Source organism: Nonomuraea sp. NPDC048882 (assembly GCF_040649755.1).
Taxonomy (GTDB): domain Bacteria; phylum Actinomycetota; class Actinomycetes; order Streptosporangiales; family Streptosporangiaceae; genus Nonomuraea; species Nonomuraea maheshkhaliensis.
The window spans coordinates 98414-113681 of sequence record NZ_JBEZGB010000026.1; the positions used below are offsets into that span (position 1 = coordinate 98414).

Sequence of the window (15268 nt, forward strand, 5' to 3'; positions counted from 1 at the left end):
AGTGGCGCTAGGATTGGAGCCCGAAATCACTTCTGATATCAGGGAGAGGGGCGACGGTGGGGCGACGCCAGGAGGTACCGGCCGCGTTCACCACGGAGCACGACGACTACGCCGCGGCGCTCGAGCGCGCCCCGCTGGACGCTGACACCCGCCGCGCCTACGCCTCCCGGGTCCGCGCCTTCCTCGCCTGGCTGGACGCCGCCGCCCTCGACAACGCAGACCCGCTGAGCGACGCTCATAGCCGCGACTTCGCCGTGCGCGACTACAAGACGTACCTGAAGACGGTGGCCAAGCGGAAGGCCAACACCGTCAACGCCCACCTGGCCGCGCTCGACCACTTCTACAGCCACCGCGGCCTGGGCCCGGTCCAGGTCCGCCGCGACACCCCACCCAAGCTCGCCCCCCAGGCTCTCGACGCCCGCGAGCAGCGGCGCTTCCTGCGCGCCGTGGAGACCCGGCGGGTCGCCCGCGACCGCGCCATCGGCCGGCTGCTGTTCTACTCCGGGCTGCGCGTCGCCGAGCTGGTCGCCTTGGACGTCGACGACGTGCCGCTATCAGCACGCAAGGGCAAGGTCATCGTCCGCAACGGCAAGGGCGAGACCTCCCGCAAGGTGCCCCTGCTGGACACCACCGTGCGCGAGACCGTCAAGGAGTGGAAGACCGAGCGGAGCCAGTGGCCGGGCTCGGGCGGCCCGGCGCTGTTCCTCAACCGCTACCGCGGCGGCCGGCTCTCAGCCCGCGCCGTCGACCAGCTGCTCGACGAGCTCGCAGCCGAGGCCGACCTGGTCGACGACAACGGCGCGCCCACCGCCTCCGCGCACACCCTGCGCCACACCTTCGCCACCAACCTGCTGCGCCAGGGCGTCGACATCGTCGTGGTCGCCGAATTTATGGGGCACGCCCGCCTGGACACCACCCGCCGTTATACCAACCCTCGGGAATTGCATCAGACGGGCGAGAAACCGCAGGCCACCTGCTGAGCGGGCCACCGGAATGGGTGCGACAAGGTGATCGTTCGTGCCACTTGAGCTGAACCGCTTGCGCGATGCTCCCATCAGATGCACGATTCACCCTTCAGATGGTCGCGGTTGCAGAGGCTGGAGGGGCCTGTGAGACGAGGTGATCTGGCGGGCGCCGCGCATCTGGAGCTGGTGTCCGGAGTGGTGCAGTTGCGGCCGGAGGACGCCGTGTTCGAGGCGATGCTACGGGGCTGGCGGGCTCAGCAGACCGCCCGTGGACTGCAAGAAGACACCATCGCGCCGCGTGAACGCCTGGTCCGCCGATTCCTGGCGTTCTGCAACGAATACCCGTGGCGGTGGCAGCCCGGGCATATGGATGAGTGGACGTTGTCACTGACCAGCGAGCATCACCTGGCACCGTCCACGATCCGGGGCTACCAGACCGACCTGCGGCTGTTCAGCGAGTACCTCACCGACTCCCGTTACGGCTGGGCGGCCGAGTGCGAGACGCAGTTCGGGGCGGGTGCCCATCCGGTACCGATCTGCCATGAGTGGAACACGATCGCTCATCTGAACGACTACGAGGGCAGGCCCGAGGCCCGGCCGTTCACCCGTGAGGAACTGCAGCGGTTCTTCGACTACGCCGATGAGCAGGTGGAACGGGCGGTGAAGGCGAAGCGGAAGGGGGCGTTGGCCGCCTACCGGGACGCCACGTTGTTCAAGGTCATGTATGGATGGGGCCTGCGTCGCACCGAGACCTCCAAGCTGGACCTGGCTGATTGGGGGCGCAACCCGGCCGCTCCGGAGTTCGGCCGGTACGGCATGCTGCACGTTCGCTATGGCAAGGCGGTACGCGGACAGCCGCCGCGGCGGCGGAACGTGCCCTCGGTGATGGGCTGGGCGGTCGAGGCCGTCGCCGACTACGTGGACAACATCCGGCCTCGGTTCGGCTGCACGGATCATCCGGCGTTATGGGTGACCGAACGGGGCGGCCGGGTGAAGCCGGCGGAGATCAACGCGCGATTCGTCGCCTACCGGGACGCGATCGCCCTGCCCAAGGAGCTGTCGCCGCACTCGGCCAGGCACTCCTACGTCACACATCTGACCGAGGACGGCGTCGACCGCCGCTTCATCCAGGAAGCTGTCGGGCACCGCTGCGACACCTCCACAGCGATCTACACGCACGTCAGCGGGGACTTCATGAACACCGCACTGCGCAAGGCACTGGCGCCCGCCCTCGACGCCAGACGGGCTGAGGACGGGAGGGGCCGATGATGCGCAAACTCGACTACCAATGGAACCTGCGCCAGGTGATGGCCGCGCGCGGCATGTTCCAGACCACGGACCTGGCCAGGCCGCTGGCCGAGCGCGGCATTCAGCTGTCGTCCAGCCAGCTCTACCGGCTGGTTGCCGAACGGCCCGAGCGGCTCAGCCTCAAGTTGCTGATGGCGCTGCTGGATATCCTCGGGTGCTCGATGGAAGACCTGATCGAACCGATCGCGGCCGCCAAACCCTCTCGTGCCCGCAAGACGGCATCGGGAGACGAAGCCGGGGTCGGTGACCTGCGGCCGAAGCGGGCCCGCATCACCAGGGCGGGCGAGTAAACGATGGACGTCTACGAGCCCGGGGTGCTCGTCGACCCTATCGGCGTCATCATCGACTTGATTCTTGATGCCACACCCAACTTGGACCGGGCGGTGGTGGAAGAGACGGTCGCAGGCGTCGTCGGCGGTCGGGCCAAGCGCCGCAAGGTCGCCCAGGCGCTGCTGGAGCGCCCGGCTGTCCTGACCGACGGGCGATCACCGGCTCCTCGAGCCATCGCCGAGTTGCTCATCGCACTGCGCAACACAGGCGCCACGACGATCTCCCCGCCGGTCTGCGCCGAGTGCGGTAAGCACCTGCGGACCTTCCAGCGCCGTGACCAGGACTGGTACTGCGGCGTCTGCGGGCCCCACCGAGAGCCCTGCGTGTCCTGCGGCAACGTCCGCACGATCCATTCCCGTGACCGGCAGGGACGGCCCCGCTGCGTCAGATGCCCACCGGATAACGGCCGAGACCCCATCGACATCGTGGTGGAGGTGGTCACATCGATCGATCCGAACCTGCCATCGGCAGCTATATCGGCCGCCGTCACGGCGGTGGTGCCGCGGCCGGGGCAGCGCCACCAGCTGGCCTGGGCACTTGAAGACCGGCCCGAACTGCTCACCGGAGCAGGAGCGCACGCACCCGTCCCCGCGGTGCTCAAGTTGATCGACCGGCTCTGCGACGCGGGCGCCCAAGGCGTCGTCCGGCCGCCCTGCCCGCACTGCGGACGGGTCATCCCTCTGGTCAAGCCCCGGGATGGGGTCCGGCTCTGCCGCAACTGTGTGGCCAAGTCCCGTGCCGAACCCTGCTCACGCTGCGAAACCATCCGCGAGCCGGCCAGTCGCGACGCGGATGGCGGCCCGCTTTGCGCGCACTGCCTGGTCAGCGACCCGTCCAACCAGGAAATATGCATCGGATGCGGTCGTCGGCGGCTGGTCAGTATCCGCACTCCCGATGGGCCGCTATGTCCCAGTTGCCGCCCCTGGAAGAGCGCCACTTGCGGCATCTGCGGCCGCCAGGGCCCCTGCGTGATCTCCCAAGCCACCGGAGAGCCCTGGTGCACGGCCTGCAAGCAACGCCGCGCCCGATGCGCGCGCTGCGGCCAGTTCGCTCCCATCCGCGGCGGCAGCACGACCGAACCGCTCTGCGCCACCTGCACCCGATCCGACCCCGGGTTCTGGACCAGCTGCCCCATCTGCGGCGAGACTCGGCGGCTGCACGCCGGCCGGTGCGCCCGATGCGCTCTCAACCGGCGCCTGCACGAACTGCTCAGTGACGCAAGCGGTCAGATCCCCCCACACCTTGCCGTCCTCTATCAGGCGCTGGCCAGCACCGAGCGGCCTGGCACGGTCACAGCCTGGCTCGACAGGAGTGCCGCCCCCGCAATCTTGCAGAAGTTGGACGCCGAGGTCGAACTCACCCACGCCAGCCTCGACGCGCTGCCGCCCGGCAAGCCTGTCGAGCACCTGCGCAGCGTCTTGGTCGCCATCGGCACGCTGCCCCACCGCGACGAGCAGATGGCCCGGCTGGAACGATGGATCACCGCCACCATCGCCGACCGCACCGACCCCGATGAGCAGCATCTGCTGCACCGCTACGCCGTCTGGCACCTACTGCGCCGGCTCCGCGGCCGCACCCAGGGCACCGACATCACGCACGCACAACTGGCCACGGTCCGCCAGCACGTCAAGGCTGCGATCGGCTTTCTGGACTGGCTCACCGGCCACGATCTCACCCTGGCGACCTGCCGGCAAAACCACCTGGACACCTGGATCGCCAGTGACCGGGCCACGCACCGCCGCGAGACCGGGCACTTCGTCCGCTGGGCCAGCAAACACAAGCTGACCAGCCTGGACTTCCCCGCCACCCGATGGGGCGGCCCTTCCCGCATCTTGGACACCGAGGCCCGCTGGGACCAGGCCCGCCGCCTGCTCCACGAGGACACCCTCGCCATCGAAGACCGCGTCGCCGGACTGCTCGTGTTGCTCTACGCCCAGTGGCCGTCGGCCATCAGCCGCCTCACCCTCGACCACGTCCACGCCGACGACGAGCAAGTACGGCTGAGCCTCGGACGCGAACCAGTCGTCCTGCCCGAACCCCTCGACAACCTCGTCCGGCATCTGCTGGCCAGGCGCCGCGGTCACGCGGCCATCGGCGACGACGCCGCTTCGACCTGGCTGTTTCCGGGTGGACAACCCGGACGCTCGATCAGTTCCTATCGGCTCGCCGAACGTCTGCGCGAACTCGGCATCCTCTCCGGCCAGGCCCGCTCCACCGCCCTGTTCCAGCTTGCCACCGACCTGCCTGCCGCTGTCCTGGCCCGCATGCTCGGCATCCACATCACGGTGGCCGTCGCCTGGCAACGCGCCAGCAGCGGCGACTGGACCAGCTACGCCGCCGAGATCAGCAACCGGTACTGACAGAGGAAACCCCCATGACTTTCCAAGATCACATGCGCAGCGCGGCGACCACAGCGCTCTCCTCCATCCCCGCCTCTGACGCAGCGGAAATCTACACGATCTCCTTCTACGTCTATGACGAGGATGATGATCCACGACGCCCCACTCTCACCATTGGCTACAACACCGAATCCCAGGTCCAACGGGTCATCGACCCTCAAGGCTGCTATCCCGATCCGGCTGAGGCCCGATGGAATTACGCCTACTGGCTACAGAACGAACTCGTCGTGATTGCCGACACGACTCTCGACCCCGACGGCTCGTTCCACCGTGACCAATGGATCACCGAGCTACCACGCGCGGGTCAGCAACCCGACGATGTCACCGCCCACTTCGTCGACGCCTGCATCCACCTGGCCAGCGACCTTCACACAGCCGGCGTGATCGAACGCGCGATCGGGCGTCCAGTGCCCGTGGTAATCCACGAACTCGAGTACTACGAGCAGATCGCACGTCAGACCGAGGCCGCCAACCCGCCGAGCCTCGCCAACGACTTCATCGCCTGGGTTCGTGACCAGTAGGCATTCGGACAGTTGCAATATCCGACGTCGCCAGAGGCGGTCTACCCCCAGGAGGCAATCAACGGCCACCGCGCCTTCATCGCCCGCCGCCGGAACCTGCGCCCCAGCGAGGAATACCGCGTCCCCACCGACGCCGAATGGGATGAGTTCCTCGGCCACTTCGAACGACGCAAGGTCGCCCTCGGCGACTGCGGTCGCGCCTACGGCACCAGTTGCCAGCACGAGCACAGCTGCTTAACCGAACTGATCTTGATCGGCTGGTGGAGTGACGGCTTCAGAGCCTGGTGACGGATGGTGACTGGCTGAGCCTGTTGGTCTTGAGTCCTCGGCGTGTCGCGAAATGTGTCGGCGTGCTCATTGGAGCTCCAAGCGTCGGCGGCGCGATAGAGCCAGCCGGCGTCGTTGCAGGTCGATGTCAGTGACGATGACCGTGACCTCCTCGCCTTCCTGAACTACTTGGTCGGGTGTCTCGATGGGTGCGGTGGAGAGTTCGCTGAGGTGGATCAAGCCTTCGATGCCGTCCGCGACGCGGACGAAGGCTCCAAACGGCACCAGTTTGGTGACCGAGCCGTGCAAGATCTGCCCGACGTGAATGTCGCGGGCGAACTGCTGGAAGGGATCAGGTTGGGTGGCACGCAGCGACAGCCGGGCCTCACCGTTGGAGGTGTCGAATGCGAGGAATTCGCAGGTGATGCGCTGTCCTATCGAGACGATCTCGGACGGGTCCTCGAATCTGCGCCAGGACAGCTCGGGCATGGTGATGAAGCCGACGCCGGGGAGGAGGGGATGCCTCGGCCCGTCGTCCAGGTCGACGAAGATGCCGAAACGCTCGATAGCCGCCACGGTGCCGGCCAAGCGCTGTCCCGGTCGCATGGCCTTGAGGAACGCCCAGAGTTGGGGGTTCTCGGTGGCTGACCGGGAGAGCAGGACCTGCCCGCTCTGGGGATCGACGGCGATGACCTCGGCGGAGATCCGGTCGCCGGCCTGCAGGATCCCACCAGCCGAACGTTGGAGGGCCTGCCAGGAAAGATCAAGGGGGCCGATGACGCCGACCGGTGCGGCGACGAAGCCATCGAGGAGCACCGTTGCTTCTGACCGCGAGACCTCGGCCACGGTGCCGGCGAGGGTCTCGCCAACGTTCACGGTCGCCATGAAGGCGGCAAGGGGCTGACTATCTTCCACCGTCCCCATAATTCCAAGACTCTCCGGAGGTACTCGATGGTGGAGTGGCGTCGATGTTGCGTAGCCACTCCAGGAGAGCGCGGTAGTCGGTCTCGGTGATGCCGCTGCTTGGGTTGATTCGTTGCAGTAGAGCGGGCCCGGGATGGTGCGCGGATACCCAGGTGCGGTCTTTGTTGGTGATCTCGTCATCGAGCCATGCGAAGGGGCGTCCGGCCGCCCAGGTGACGAGGGTGCGGGTCTTCCAGTGCAGGCCGTCGCGTTCATCCTGCTGCTCGGTATCGGGTGCCTCCGGCCAGGTCACGATCGCCAGCCGAGGCAGACCGAGGCGTGGTGCGATGCACTCGTTGGCGTCGTCCATCCAGCTGGTGGCCCAGACCAGCTCGCAGGGCAATGTCATCAGCCGGGCTCCGTGGTCGGGATTAATCCTGGCCAAGAGCGGGTTTGCCTCGGCGTGCGACGAGGCGGTCTGGTAAGTCGGATAATGCTGCGACGGGGCGCCGAAGGGGATGAGTGGTCCGTCGACGTCGAGGAAAAGCAGCGGACGCTGTGCGGGTCCGGTCACGGCTGCATGATATCGAGAGTGGTGGAAGCGTCGGTCGATCGTCCGGCCGTCTTACGGATGCTGGGCATTCCGAGGTGGACTGTGCTCGTGCGAACAGCCGCTTTTCGCATGGCTTGAAGCTTCTGTTCTGCTGCCGCGAGAGTGGTTTCGATGGCGGCGACTTCGCCGAGCCAGCCCTGTTGTTTAGCTTCGGCGAGCCGGTCGATGAGGTTGACGTGGATTTCTTCCAGCCGGGGCATCTGAGCTGGGTCAACGCGAAGAAGTGGACATCTGACACAAGCATTTTCATGCGCACAAGGGGTTCCATAATCGCGGCCGCATATTCCGAGCGCGACTTTCCGCAGCTCGAAATGTGAGAGGAATTCTTCCCATTCTCCGGCGGTGAGGTCGCGATATTCCTCGCTGGGGCGTTCGGCGCGGCGGCGGGCGATGAATGCGCGGTGGTGGGTGATGACGTCGTCGGGGTAGATCGCGGCATAGCCCATCGTGGTGTCGAGCAGAGCGTGCCCGCAGATCTTGGCGGCGATATGGGGTGGGAGTCCCGAGCGCAGGGCGTCGGTGACGAAGATTCGACGGAAGTCATGGGGCCGCCAGTCGAGAGGTTGTCCGGCGATGGTGATCTGCGCGGCGGCGGAGGTGGCGATCAGGCATTCGCGGATGTAGCTGCGGGTCAGGGCACGATCCTCGGAACCGTAGCGGCGTTGGAACAGGAACGGCATCGGCGCGCTCCACGTCTGCTCGAACACGTCGTAGGCGGAGACCAGCGGAAGAGCGGCCTGGCCGCGCCGGACTCGGAAGATGATCGCGGTGAGCACCTCCGCGAGCTCAGGCGAGACCAGCAGAAGCCTCTCGGCATCGGTCTTGGACGGGGCAACCTGCAGCATGGGGACGACTTCGCCGGTGGTCGGCAGAGTGTAGGCGACGAAGCTGTGGTGGGTGAGTTCGAGCATCTCCTCAATCCGGATCCCGGTTGCGCGCAGTACCTCGACCGTCGCCCAGGACCAGAACGCGGCCTCCTCCTCATGGGTGAGGCTGCGCTTCTTGCCGGTGGCGACCTCGATGACGTAGACGCGCCCGGACGACCCTTGCCGGCATCGCCGGAACGCGCGGCCCGCGACGGTGAAGACCTCGCCTTCGGGCGTGGCCCGGGCGGTGCTGATCAGGTATTCGGCAGCCTTGCGCTGCTGTTCGACCGCGCGCAGCAGGGCCGGCATGAGCGGGAGCTGGGCTCGGGTGCGCTGGTCCATCCGCGACTTGACGCCGGACCTGGACTTCTTCGTGGCGCATTCGCTGGCCTTGATCGGGCAAGGGACCGCCCACTTGGCCCAGCGGGTGGGGTCGTCGAGGGCCCAGCGGGCGAGGTCCTCGTAGAAGGCTTTGACGAAGACCAGCTCGCTGCGGAAGTTGACGCGCGGGCGGATCGGGTTGCCGTCGGCATCGCGGATATAGGCGAGCCGCTCTTTCCATGCCTGGGAGACCTCTGGCGCCAGGTGCAGGGAGTCGATGCCCGGGTGGTGGAGTTCCAGGTCGCGCCAGAACAGTCGGCAAAGGTTGCGGGCGATCGAGCGGAGCGAGGTGTGGTCCAGGTCGGGCGCCCGCTCGGTAAGGTAGTCGACCATCAGGTCCCGGATCGGCCGGCACTCGATGCCGTACTTGTCGACGACTTGCTTGATGCTGGGTCGGGCCTCGATGCGCAGCGCCCGAAGCCGCGGTGGAGCGGTGGCGGGCAGGATCCCGGTCTCCTTCAGCAGCGCGTAGAACAGCGGCCGTCCGGCGCTTCCCCGGAAGTGATGTATCTCCAGCGCGGCCGTCAGTTCGATGCAGTCGCCGACGGTGATGTCCGCGACGACGCCACCCTTGTGGATCACTATCCAAGTGAGCTTGTTCATCGCGTCTGAGCGGGCCCATCCGATCGCGTCCTGGGCGTGCTCCTCAAGCCGGGCGAACCCTTCGGGATCGAGCGCTTGACGTGCCTCGGCCAGCATCAGCGCCAGGCGCTGGCGCAGGAGCCACCGGTAGGTCGGGCGGATCACCTGCCCGACGATGAGTAAGGTGAGTCCGCCGATCAGCTCGTCGCGGCGGAACCGTCGCGCGTCGCTGCCCAGAATCGGGTCGGTCCAGTCCTGCCCGGCGGCGTCCGCTCCGCTGGCCAGCCAGCGGTCCTGCCAGGTGTCGCCAGGCTGTTGTTCCAGCCAGTCCAGGAGCTTGATCAGCCCGCGTCGCCGGGTCAGGTCACGCCTGATCGTCTTGGTGTCGGTGAAGGTGGCCAGCAGCCGCGTCGTCATGGCCTGGCGTTCCTGCCGAGCCTGCCACCACCCATCAGCCGGCGGACGCGCCTGCCACTCCGACGGAGGCTCTGGCAGGGTTTGCTGCGCGGTCCCGTTCGCGGGGCGGTCATGGATCTTGCGGGGCATCATGCCTCCCCGGTGATCTGCGAAGTGCCGAACAGAGCGGCCAGGACCTCGGGCCGATACCCGGGCGCAGGCGGCGCCGGGAGCGACGGCGGCCCGCTGCGCTGCCGCTCATGGTGGGCCAGGACGTGGCTGATCACCTCGTCCGGGGCCGGGTTCGTGTAGATCTCCGTGGTGGTGATGTGGGCGTGCCCGAGCACCCATTGGACGTCGGCGAGCGTCAGGTTCGGGTCGCGGATCATCCTCTTGGCTGCGCTGTGCCGCAGGTCGTGAAGGGTCCAGTTGGCTCCGAGTATCTGGTTGGCCCGGGTGAACACCATTCTGACCGCGTCGTAGGTGAGCGGGCGGAACGGTCGACGCAGCGTCCACCACACGGGCTCGGAAGATCCCCGTGGGATCAAGCCGTGCAACTCTTGCTGGTAGAGGCGCAGCCAGACGAACGCGTCCGTCGAGGCGGGCAAATGCTGCAACGCCTGGCTACCCTTGCGGATCACACCGATCGTCTGATCCTCCGGGGCGACCAGCCCCTGCACGACGCCCAGAAGCTCCGAGGCTCGGGCCGCGGTGGAGATGTAGAACGCGATGAGAGCACGGTCCCGGTTCGAGGTCAGAGCGGCGAACAACTCGTTGAACGCCTGGTCCGGAATGATCCTCGGTGACGGCTTGGGCTCCTTGGGCTGGTAGGCGGCCCGCCGCGTCGGCTGACGGAACGGCTGCATGAGATTGTGGTGCGCGTTGACCCTGCCGTCCTCGGCACCCTCGGCTGCCGGGAACGGGTTGACCAACGGCCGACCGTGCATCTCACGGTGGTACTCATAGAACGAACGGATCACCGCCCGAGCATGGCGACGCGTCCGGGGAGCGTACTGCAGCCCTGGCGTCGCCTTCCCGGTGAGCGAGTTCACCGTTCCGGGAGCCGGAGCGTCAGGCCGACGAGGCCGAGACGGCTTGCGGACAGTCTTCAGCCACAGAGCAAAATCCCGGGCTTCGGCCCGACCCGCCACATCCCATCCCACCCCGACCGCCCGAAGAAACCGGAACCAGCCGAGCAACTCAAAGGCGTACGACCTCAGCGACGTCGGCCGAGCGTCGTCAGCCAGCATGTGGTGGAGGAACTCGCCCACCGCGGCGACCTCGACACCATGCTCATCCAGCAAGGCGTACGGCCGCAGCGGATCGCCCGTCTCCATGACCCGACCGACCCGCTCCACCCTCAACGCTGCGACGTCCCGAATTCCGGGCTCTGCCATCTCAGCCTCCGCGTGCCAACGACCTCAACGACACGCGATCACAACAGATGCAGGCGATCACCCGCAGTGACGATCAAACCTCCACAGCCACGAGACCCAGCCACTGGCGCCTCGGCCTGACCCACTCCGCCACGCACACCAACGACAAGTTCGTTCGGTCAACGGGACATCAGATGCCCCCTCCTCCGCGTTGACCCCGCCCAACGACCACGGCTTGAGGAGATCCGCGGCAATCTCCTGGCGCGCATCACCGAAGCCGAGCGCGAGGGCTGGCTGGGCGAGGCCGAAGGCCTGCGCGTCAGCCTGGCCGCTGCCCAAGACAAGCTCGCCCACCTCGACGACCGCGCCCGCCAAGCCGCCACCGTCCAGCTCGGAATGCCGAGTTTTCGCCAGATCGTCGGCAGGACCGCCACGTTGCCCCACCCTCCTTGATCGAGAAGAGGCGGTCGTCGCGATCTTCAGGACCTTGGCAGCTCTGGCGGCGATGTGGACGCCACAGGTGAGTACTCCGCATGCCAGCCTTCGCCGGACATCGTCGGCCGCACCGCCACACTTCGCGACGCTCCGTCAGGAGGTTCCTCGCGACCACGCTCGAACGGACGCTGACCAAAGCGCTCACGGAGATCGTCATCGGACTTGATCACAGTGATGACCACGACATCACGCCCGAGGTCATCATGCCGTTGCTTGAACCGGTGATCGTCGTGCTGGAGGGCTAATCGGATGAGGACCAGCGAGCTCTCGTTGACTTGATCATCGACTGCGCGAACGAGGAAACCGACCCTGACCGGCAATTGATGGCCTGGGAGATGCCAGAAGGTCTGGGACTTCCTCGTCTGACAGTCCGCGAAAGAGGCATCGTCAGCCCTGAGATCCGCGACTCAGCGACCGCTGTTGAGGAAAACGATGATCGCCATGGCGATTGTGACGACGCCGAAGAACGCGCCGGTCCCAGCGGTGAGCGACGCCTGGATCGAAGCGCCGGCAAGGTTGACGATGCAACCCAAGCCCAGCCCACTGCAGATGCCCAGGGTCAAGGCCAGCGTGGCCTGGAGGAACTTAACTGTCTGCGCCTGTTTGATGCTCTTTGCTTCTAGGAGCGCTTTCGACCGTACGAGTTCCTCGATGGCGGTCTTGAGGGAGGCGTTCGCGATGGTCAGTTCCTGGAGCGGAGCCTGAGCGCCTGATTTAGAGGGCATGACGATGGCCTTTCGAATCCGTATCCTCGGGGCCATCGTCGCACCATCGTTGAGTTAATCTGACAAGAGCGGACAACACGCGATGGGCGAGGACAAGCTCCGGGACAGGAGAAAGCATGGGCAAGATCAGTTTCCCCGAGCTCCCACCTGGGCCGCTTAGGGACCTCAAGCTGGCGCTGCACGAGCTGCACGCTTTCGCCGCTGCGCCGTCCCTCCGGGAAATGGCGAAGGAGCTTGGCTGCAGTCACGACAAGATCCACAAAATCTTCACCTCGCCTGATCTGCCCGCCGACGGCGCTCTCCTGTTCGATCTCGCGGGCTGGCTGGCGACTCGCGGACCTCGGCCCCGGTTCACAGACGACGCCAGCGAAGACGCGTTCTTTGAGAACTTGGAAGATAAGTGGAGGAAGGCTCAGCGCCACGCCAGCCTGCTTCCGCTGCCCGCCGCCCCGGCGGTCCGCGTCCGTCGGGGCCGGTCGCGCTCTTCGAGATCCGACCACGAAGCAGGCAAGGGGGCTTCCGGTCACATCGTCCGAGAACAGGGCAACCTCAGCGCGGTCGTTCGCAACCACGACGGGCTTCTCCCCGATCCGCAGCGGTCACGGGGCCTCATCATCGCTTCCGGAGCCTTCGAAGACCCGGACCTCCCCGACCTTCCCGCCACCGCGGAAAGCGCGCACGCTCTCGCGAACTGCCTCGCCAACGGTGGTGTTCTCAGCATTGACCGGACTGACATATTGATCAACCCTGAAGGCCCTTGGGAGGTCCTGCAATCGGTCGAACGGGCCAGTCAAACCGACGACACTCTCATCGTGCACTTTGCCGGGCACGGGACCGTCACACCCACCGGCGAACTGACCCTGCCCATGAAATCGAGCAGGGTTGGACTTCACTCCAGCAGCCTGCCTTGGACCTACGTCCGCAACGTACTCGCAGAAACGCGTGCTGCTAGGTCACTGGTGATCATCGATTCATGCTTCTCGGGCGCCATCGCCGACAACGCGATGGGCTCAGCCGATGCCGCCTTCCGTTACGACACAGCGAGTGCGGCCTCCGTCTCGGCAATGCTCACATCCACAAGCGCGCGCGGGTTTGCCTTCGGCGGCCGCGACCGCCCCTACTTCACCGGAGCTCTCATCGACCTGCTCACCGAAGGCGACCCCAACCTGGGCGAATACCTGACGATCGAGGAGATCTACCAAGGACTCTTTAACAGAGCACGTCGGGACGGCGCGCCTATCCCACAACGATTCCAACGCGGAGAAGCCCGCCTTGCTCTCGGACGCAATCCCGCTTACACCATCCCGGCACCGTCGATACAGCTGCTGGAACCAGGGGGCAGTGCGACCAACTCGTAGTTCAGAGAAGCCACGTTCTTTGCACACACTGGCGTTGATGGTGCTGGCCAGCACGACGGCGGCTGCTCGACGGCCACGGTCCTCCATGATGTACGCCATGGAGCCGAACGGCCGTTTGTAGGGCCTGCCGGTGGGATGTTCGTCGTCAGGCAGGTGCAGTGGATGCCGCCAGTCGATCAAACATTCCACAGCCTCTGCCAGATCCACGCGATAGAACGCGACCGCAGGTGACCACCGCAGGGCGAGTTGGCGGCTCATGGGGAATCGATCCCATCGGGCGTGGTGCCGTCGGCGGCGGCCGCTCGCGCCTCCTCAACGACCCGGCTGGCCCAGGCGCGATGATGTTCGGCCTGCACCCAAAGGTCCGCGCCGCCGCCCATCATGGCCCGGCGGACCAACGACGTCCCTTGCCGGGACACCTCGTACAGCGCATCCAGGCAACGGCCTCGGCCGTCGCCAGCGGCGACAAGGGTGGGGTCGGCGTGGAGGATGGCAGCGCCCTCCCGCAACCGGGCCGCGAAGTCGCTCATGAACTCGGCAGCACGTACGTGTTCGTCCCTGATCTGCCGCGCGAACATCTCGCATCCGTTCGCCTGGGTGAGCAGCATGTCCGGCAACATCATGCCTGCCTCAGGTCGGGCCCGGCGTGGCCGGAAGATTGCTCGCCGTCGTGCGATGCGCTGGTCTCCTCGGACGCGGTGGGCGTATTCGGGGACACCGGGACGCGACCGCCGCGGAGAAGGACCGTGACGCTGTTGTGCAGCACAGTGGAGGTCTTCTCCATCATGGCGCGGTTCTGCTCGGCGACATCGGCCGGCCACGGTGAGAGGTCGTCGAAGTACGTGCTCAGATGCAAGACCGATCGGGCCAGCTCCACCAGCACGTCGGCGCGATGCGCCAAGGTGTGAGAAGCGGTCCGAGCTCGGGCCAGGGTGGCGGCGAGTTCGGCGATGGTCTCGGCCAGTTCCCGCTGCTGCGAGGTCTCGCCCGCGTAGAGAGAACGCGGCGAGGTGCCGCCCGGTGCGCCTGCGCTGAGGGAGCGGTTGAGCAGATCGGCGACGTTGCTGGGCATGCGGCCGGCGATGGCCAGCTCATGGATCAGCCGCCGTGTCGAACCGATGCGCCTGGCGGCGTCCAGGCGGTCGTCTTTGGCCTCGTTGTGGGCGGCCACGTCATGACGGGCGACTGCAGCCCAATCGATGTTTGCCTTCGAGGGATCAGCCATCAGGAATTCCTTAGCCGTCGGAATGGAAGGGGCCAGTAGGGCTACGCCGTGGCGTAGCCCTAGATAGCCGGTGGACGGAATGATCTTCGGCTGGCTCCGCAGGTAAGGCGAGGCTTGACCTCAGCCAGCCGGAGACCGGGGGTTACAAGTGCCACTCGCCGCCTTGGTAGAGCGCGACCTGCTCCCAGAGGCCGTCGTCTTGGAACTCGTCGATGTGGACGACCGCAGCGCCCTTGTCGGTGAGCTCGTCCACCAGGCAGCTGGCCTGGCCGAACGTGGGGGTGGGAATCTCCTGGGGGCCGCCGTCGGTGTCGGCGCGTAGCCGGAAGCGCGGACGGGTGAGATGGGTGGTGAGGTTCCGTATGTCGCTGGCGAGCGACACGAGTGCCATGCGCCCGGCGTATTGGGCGAACTGGGCCTGGTGACTGCCGCGCTGCTGGATCGTGGCGTCCAGCAGCGCCTTCCTCAGAGTGCGTTCTGCGAGTTGATGTCCCTTTCATCGGTGGGGTTGGGTTAGGTCGGCTGGTCGGAGACCCGCCGGTCGGACTACGGGCGTGG

Annotated in this window: 16 protein-coding genes; 8 read left to right on the forward strand and 8 right to left on the reverse strand. The window is 66.6% G+C overall.

Going from position 1 to position 15268, the window contains the following annotated elements; translation table 11 throughout:
• Window positions 1-56 precede the first annotated feature (56 nt).
• From AB0C27_RS50800 to AB0C27_RS50825, 6 genes are all read left to right on the forward strand, one after another.
• On the forward strand, window positions 57-980 hold the full coding sequence (locus AB0C27_RS50800; protein ID WP_357861610.1) for a tyrosine-type recombinase/integrase: 924 nt from the start codon (window positions 57-59) through the stop codon (window positions 978-980).
• Between the two features lie 129 nt (window positions 981-1109).
• Window positions 1110-2234: a tyrosine-type recombinase/integrase gene (locus tag AB0C27_RS50805; RefSeq protein ID WP_357861612.1), complete on the forward strand. Its 1125-nt coding sequence runs from the start codon at window positions 1110-1112 to the stop codon at window positions 2232-2234.
• Window positions 2231-2563, forward strand: coding sequence for a helix-turn-helix transcriptional regulator (locus AB0C27_RS50810; protein ID WP_357861614.1), 333 nt, complete (start codon window positions 2231-2233; stop codon window positions 2561-2563). Before AB0C27_RS50805 ends, AB0C27_RS50810 begins: the two co-directional genes overlap by 4 nt.
• A gap of 3 nt (window positions 2564-2566) precedes the next feature.
• Window positions 2567-4963, forward strand: coding sequence for a hypothetical protein (locus AB0C27_RS50815; protein ID WP_357861616.1), 2397 nt, complete (start codon window positions 2567-2569; stop codon window positions 4961-4963).
• A 14-nt stretch (window positions 4964-4977) separates the two neighbouring features.
• Complete coding sequence (locus AB0C27_RS50820) at window positions 4978-5523, forward strand: hypothetical protein (protein WP_357861618.1); 546 nt, start codon at window positions 4978-4980, stop codon at window positions 5521-5523.
• A 12-nt stretch (window positions 5524-5535) separates the two neighbouring features.
• Entirely contained in the window at window positions 5536-5811 is a 276-nt protein-coding gene (locus tag AB0C27_RS50825) for a hypothetical protein (protein WP_357861620.1), read from the forward strand.
• A 66-nt stretch (window positions 5812-5877) separates the two neighbouring features.
• On the opposite strand, the gene AB0C27_RS50830 is transcribed toward AB0C27_RS50825, so the two are convergent.
• Genes AB0C27_RS50830 through AB0C27_RS50845 form a run of 4 tightly spaced genes read right to left on the reverse strand, consistent with a single transcriptional unit; the run spans window position 5878 to window position 10928 of the window.
• The gene (locus tag AB0C27_RS50830; RefSeq protein WP_357861622.1) at window positions 5878-6714 is read right to left on the reverse strand and encodes a S1 RNA-binding domain-containing protein; all 837 of its coding nucleotides are present in this window, start codon (window positions 6712-6714) and stop codon (window positions 5878-5880) included.
• Complete coding sequence (locus AB0C27_RS50835) at window positions 6695-7267, reverse strand: HAD domain-containing protein (RefSeq protein ID WP_357861624.1); 573 nt, start codon at window positions 7265-7267, stop codon at window positions 6695-6697. The genes AB0C27_RS50830 and AB0C27_RS50835 overlap by 20 nt, the downstream gene beginning before the upstream one ends.
• Complete coding sequence (locus AB0C27_RS50840) at window positions 7264-9681, reverse strand: site-specific integrase (protein ID WP_357861626.1); 2418 nt, start codon at window positions 9679-9681, stop codon at window positions 7264-7266. The genes AB0C27_RS50835 and AB0C27_RS50840 overlap by 4 nt, the downstream gene beginning before the upstream one ends.
• Window positions 9681-10928: a site-specific integrase gene (locus tag AB0C27_RS50845; RefSeq protein ID WP_357861628.1), complete on the reverse strand. Its 1248-nt coding sequence runs from the start codon at window positions 10926-10928 to the stop codon at window positions 9681-9683. Before AB0C27_RS50845 ends, AB0C27_RS50840 begins: the two co-directional genes overlap by 1 nt.
• Before the next feature lie 512 nt (window positions 10929-11440).
• On the opposite strand from AB0C27_RS50845, the gene AB0C27_RS50850 reads away from it, so the two are divergent.
• The gene (locus AB0C27_RS50850) at window positions 11441-11647 is read left to right on the forward strand and encodes a hypothetical protein (RefSeq protein WP_357861630.1); all 207 of its coding nucleotides are present in this window, start codon (window positions 11441-11443) and stop codon (window positions 11645-11647) included.
• Window positions 11648-11809: 162 nt separating this feature from the next.
• On the opposite strand, the gene AB0C27_RS50855 is transcribed toward AB0C27_RS50850, so the two are convergent.
• A complete protein-coding gene (locus AB0C27_RS50855) occupies window positions 11810-12163 on the reverse strand; it encodes a hypothetical protein (protein ID WP_357861631.1) in 354 nt (117 codons plus the stop codon).
• Window positions 12164-12243: 80 nt separating this feature from the next.
• Between AB0C27_RS50855 and AB0C27_RS50860 the strand changes: the two genes are divergently transcribed.
• Entirely contained in the window at window positions 12244-13485 is a 1242-nt protein-coding gene (locus AB0C27_RS50860; protein ID WP_357861633.1) for a caspase family protein, read from the forward strand.
• Window positions 13486-13739: 254 nt separating this feature from the next.
• Here the strand turns inward: AB0C27_RS50860 and AB0C27_RS50865 are convergent, their stop codons facing one another.
• From AB0C27_RS50865 to AB0C27_RS50875, 3 genes are all read right to left on the reverse strand, one after another.
• Window positions 13740-14093, reverse strand: coding sequence for a hypothetical protein (locus AB0C27_RS50865; RefSeq protein WP_357861635.1), 354 nt, complete (start codon window positions 14091-14093; stop codon window positions 13740-13742).
• 11 nt (window positions 14094-14104) lie between these two features.
• Entirely contained in the window at window positions 14105-14710 is a 606-nt protein-coding gene (locus AB0C27_RS50870; protein ID WP_357861637.1) for a hypothetical protein, read from the reverse strand.
• A gap of 142 nt (window positions 14711-14852) precedes the next feature.
• Window positions 14853-15101: a hypothetical protein gene (locus AB0C27_RS50875; protein ID WP_357861639.1), complete on the reverse strand. Its 249-nt coding sequence runs from the start codon at window positions 15099-15101 to the stop codon at window positions 14853-14855.
• Between the last annotated feature and the right edge of the window lie 167 nt (window positions 15102-15268).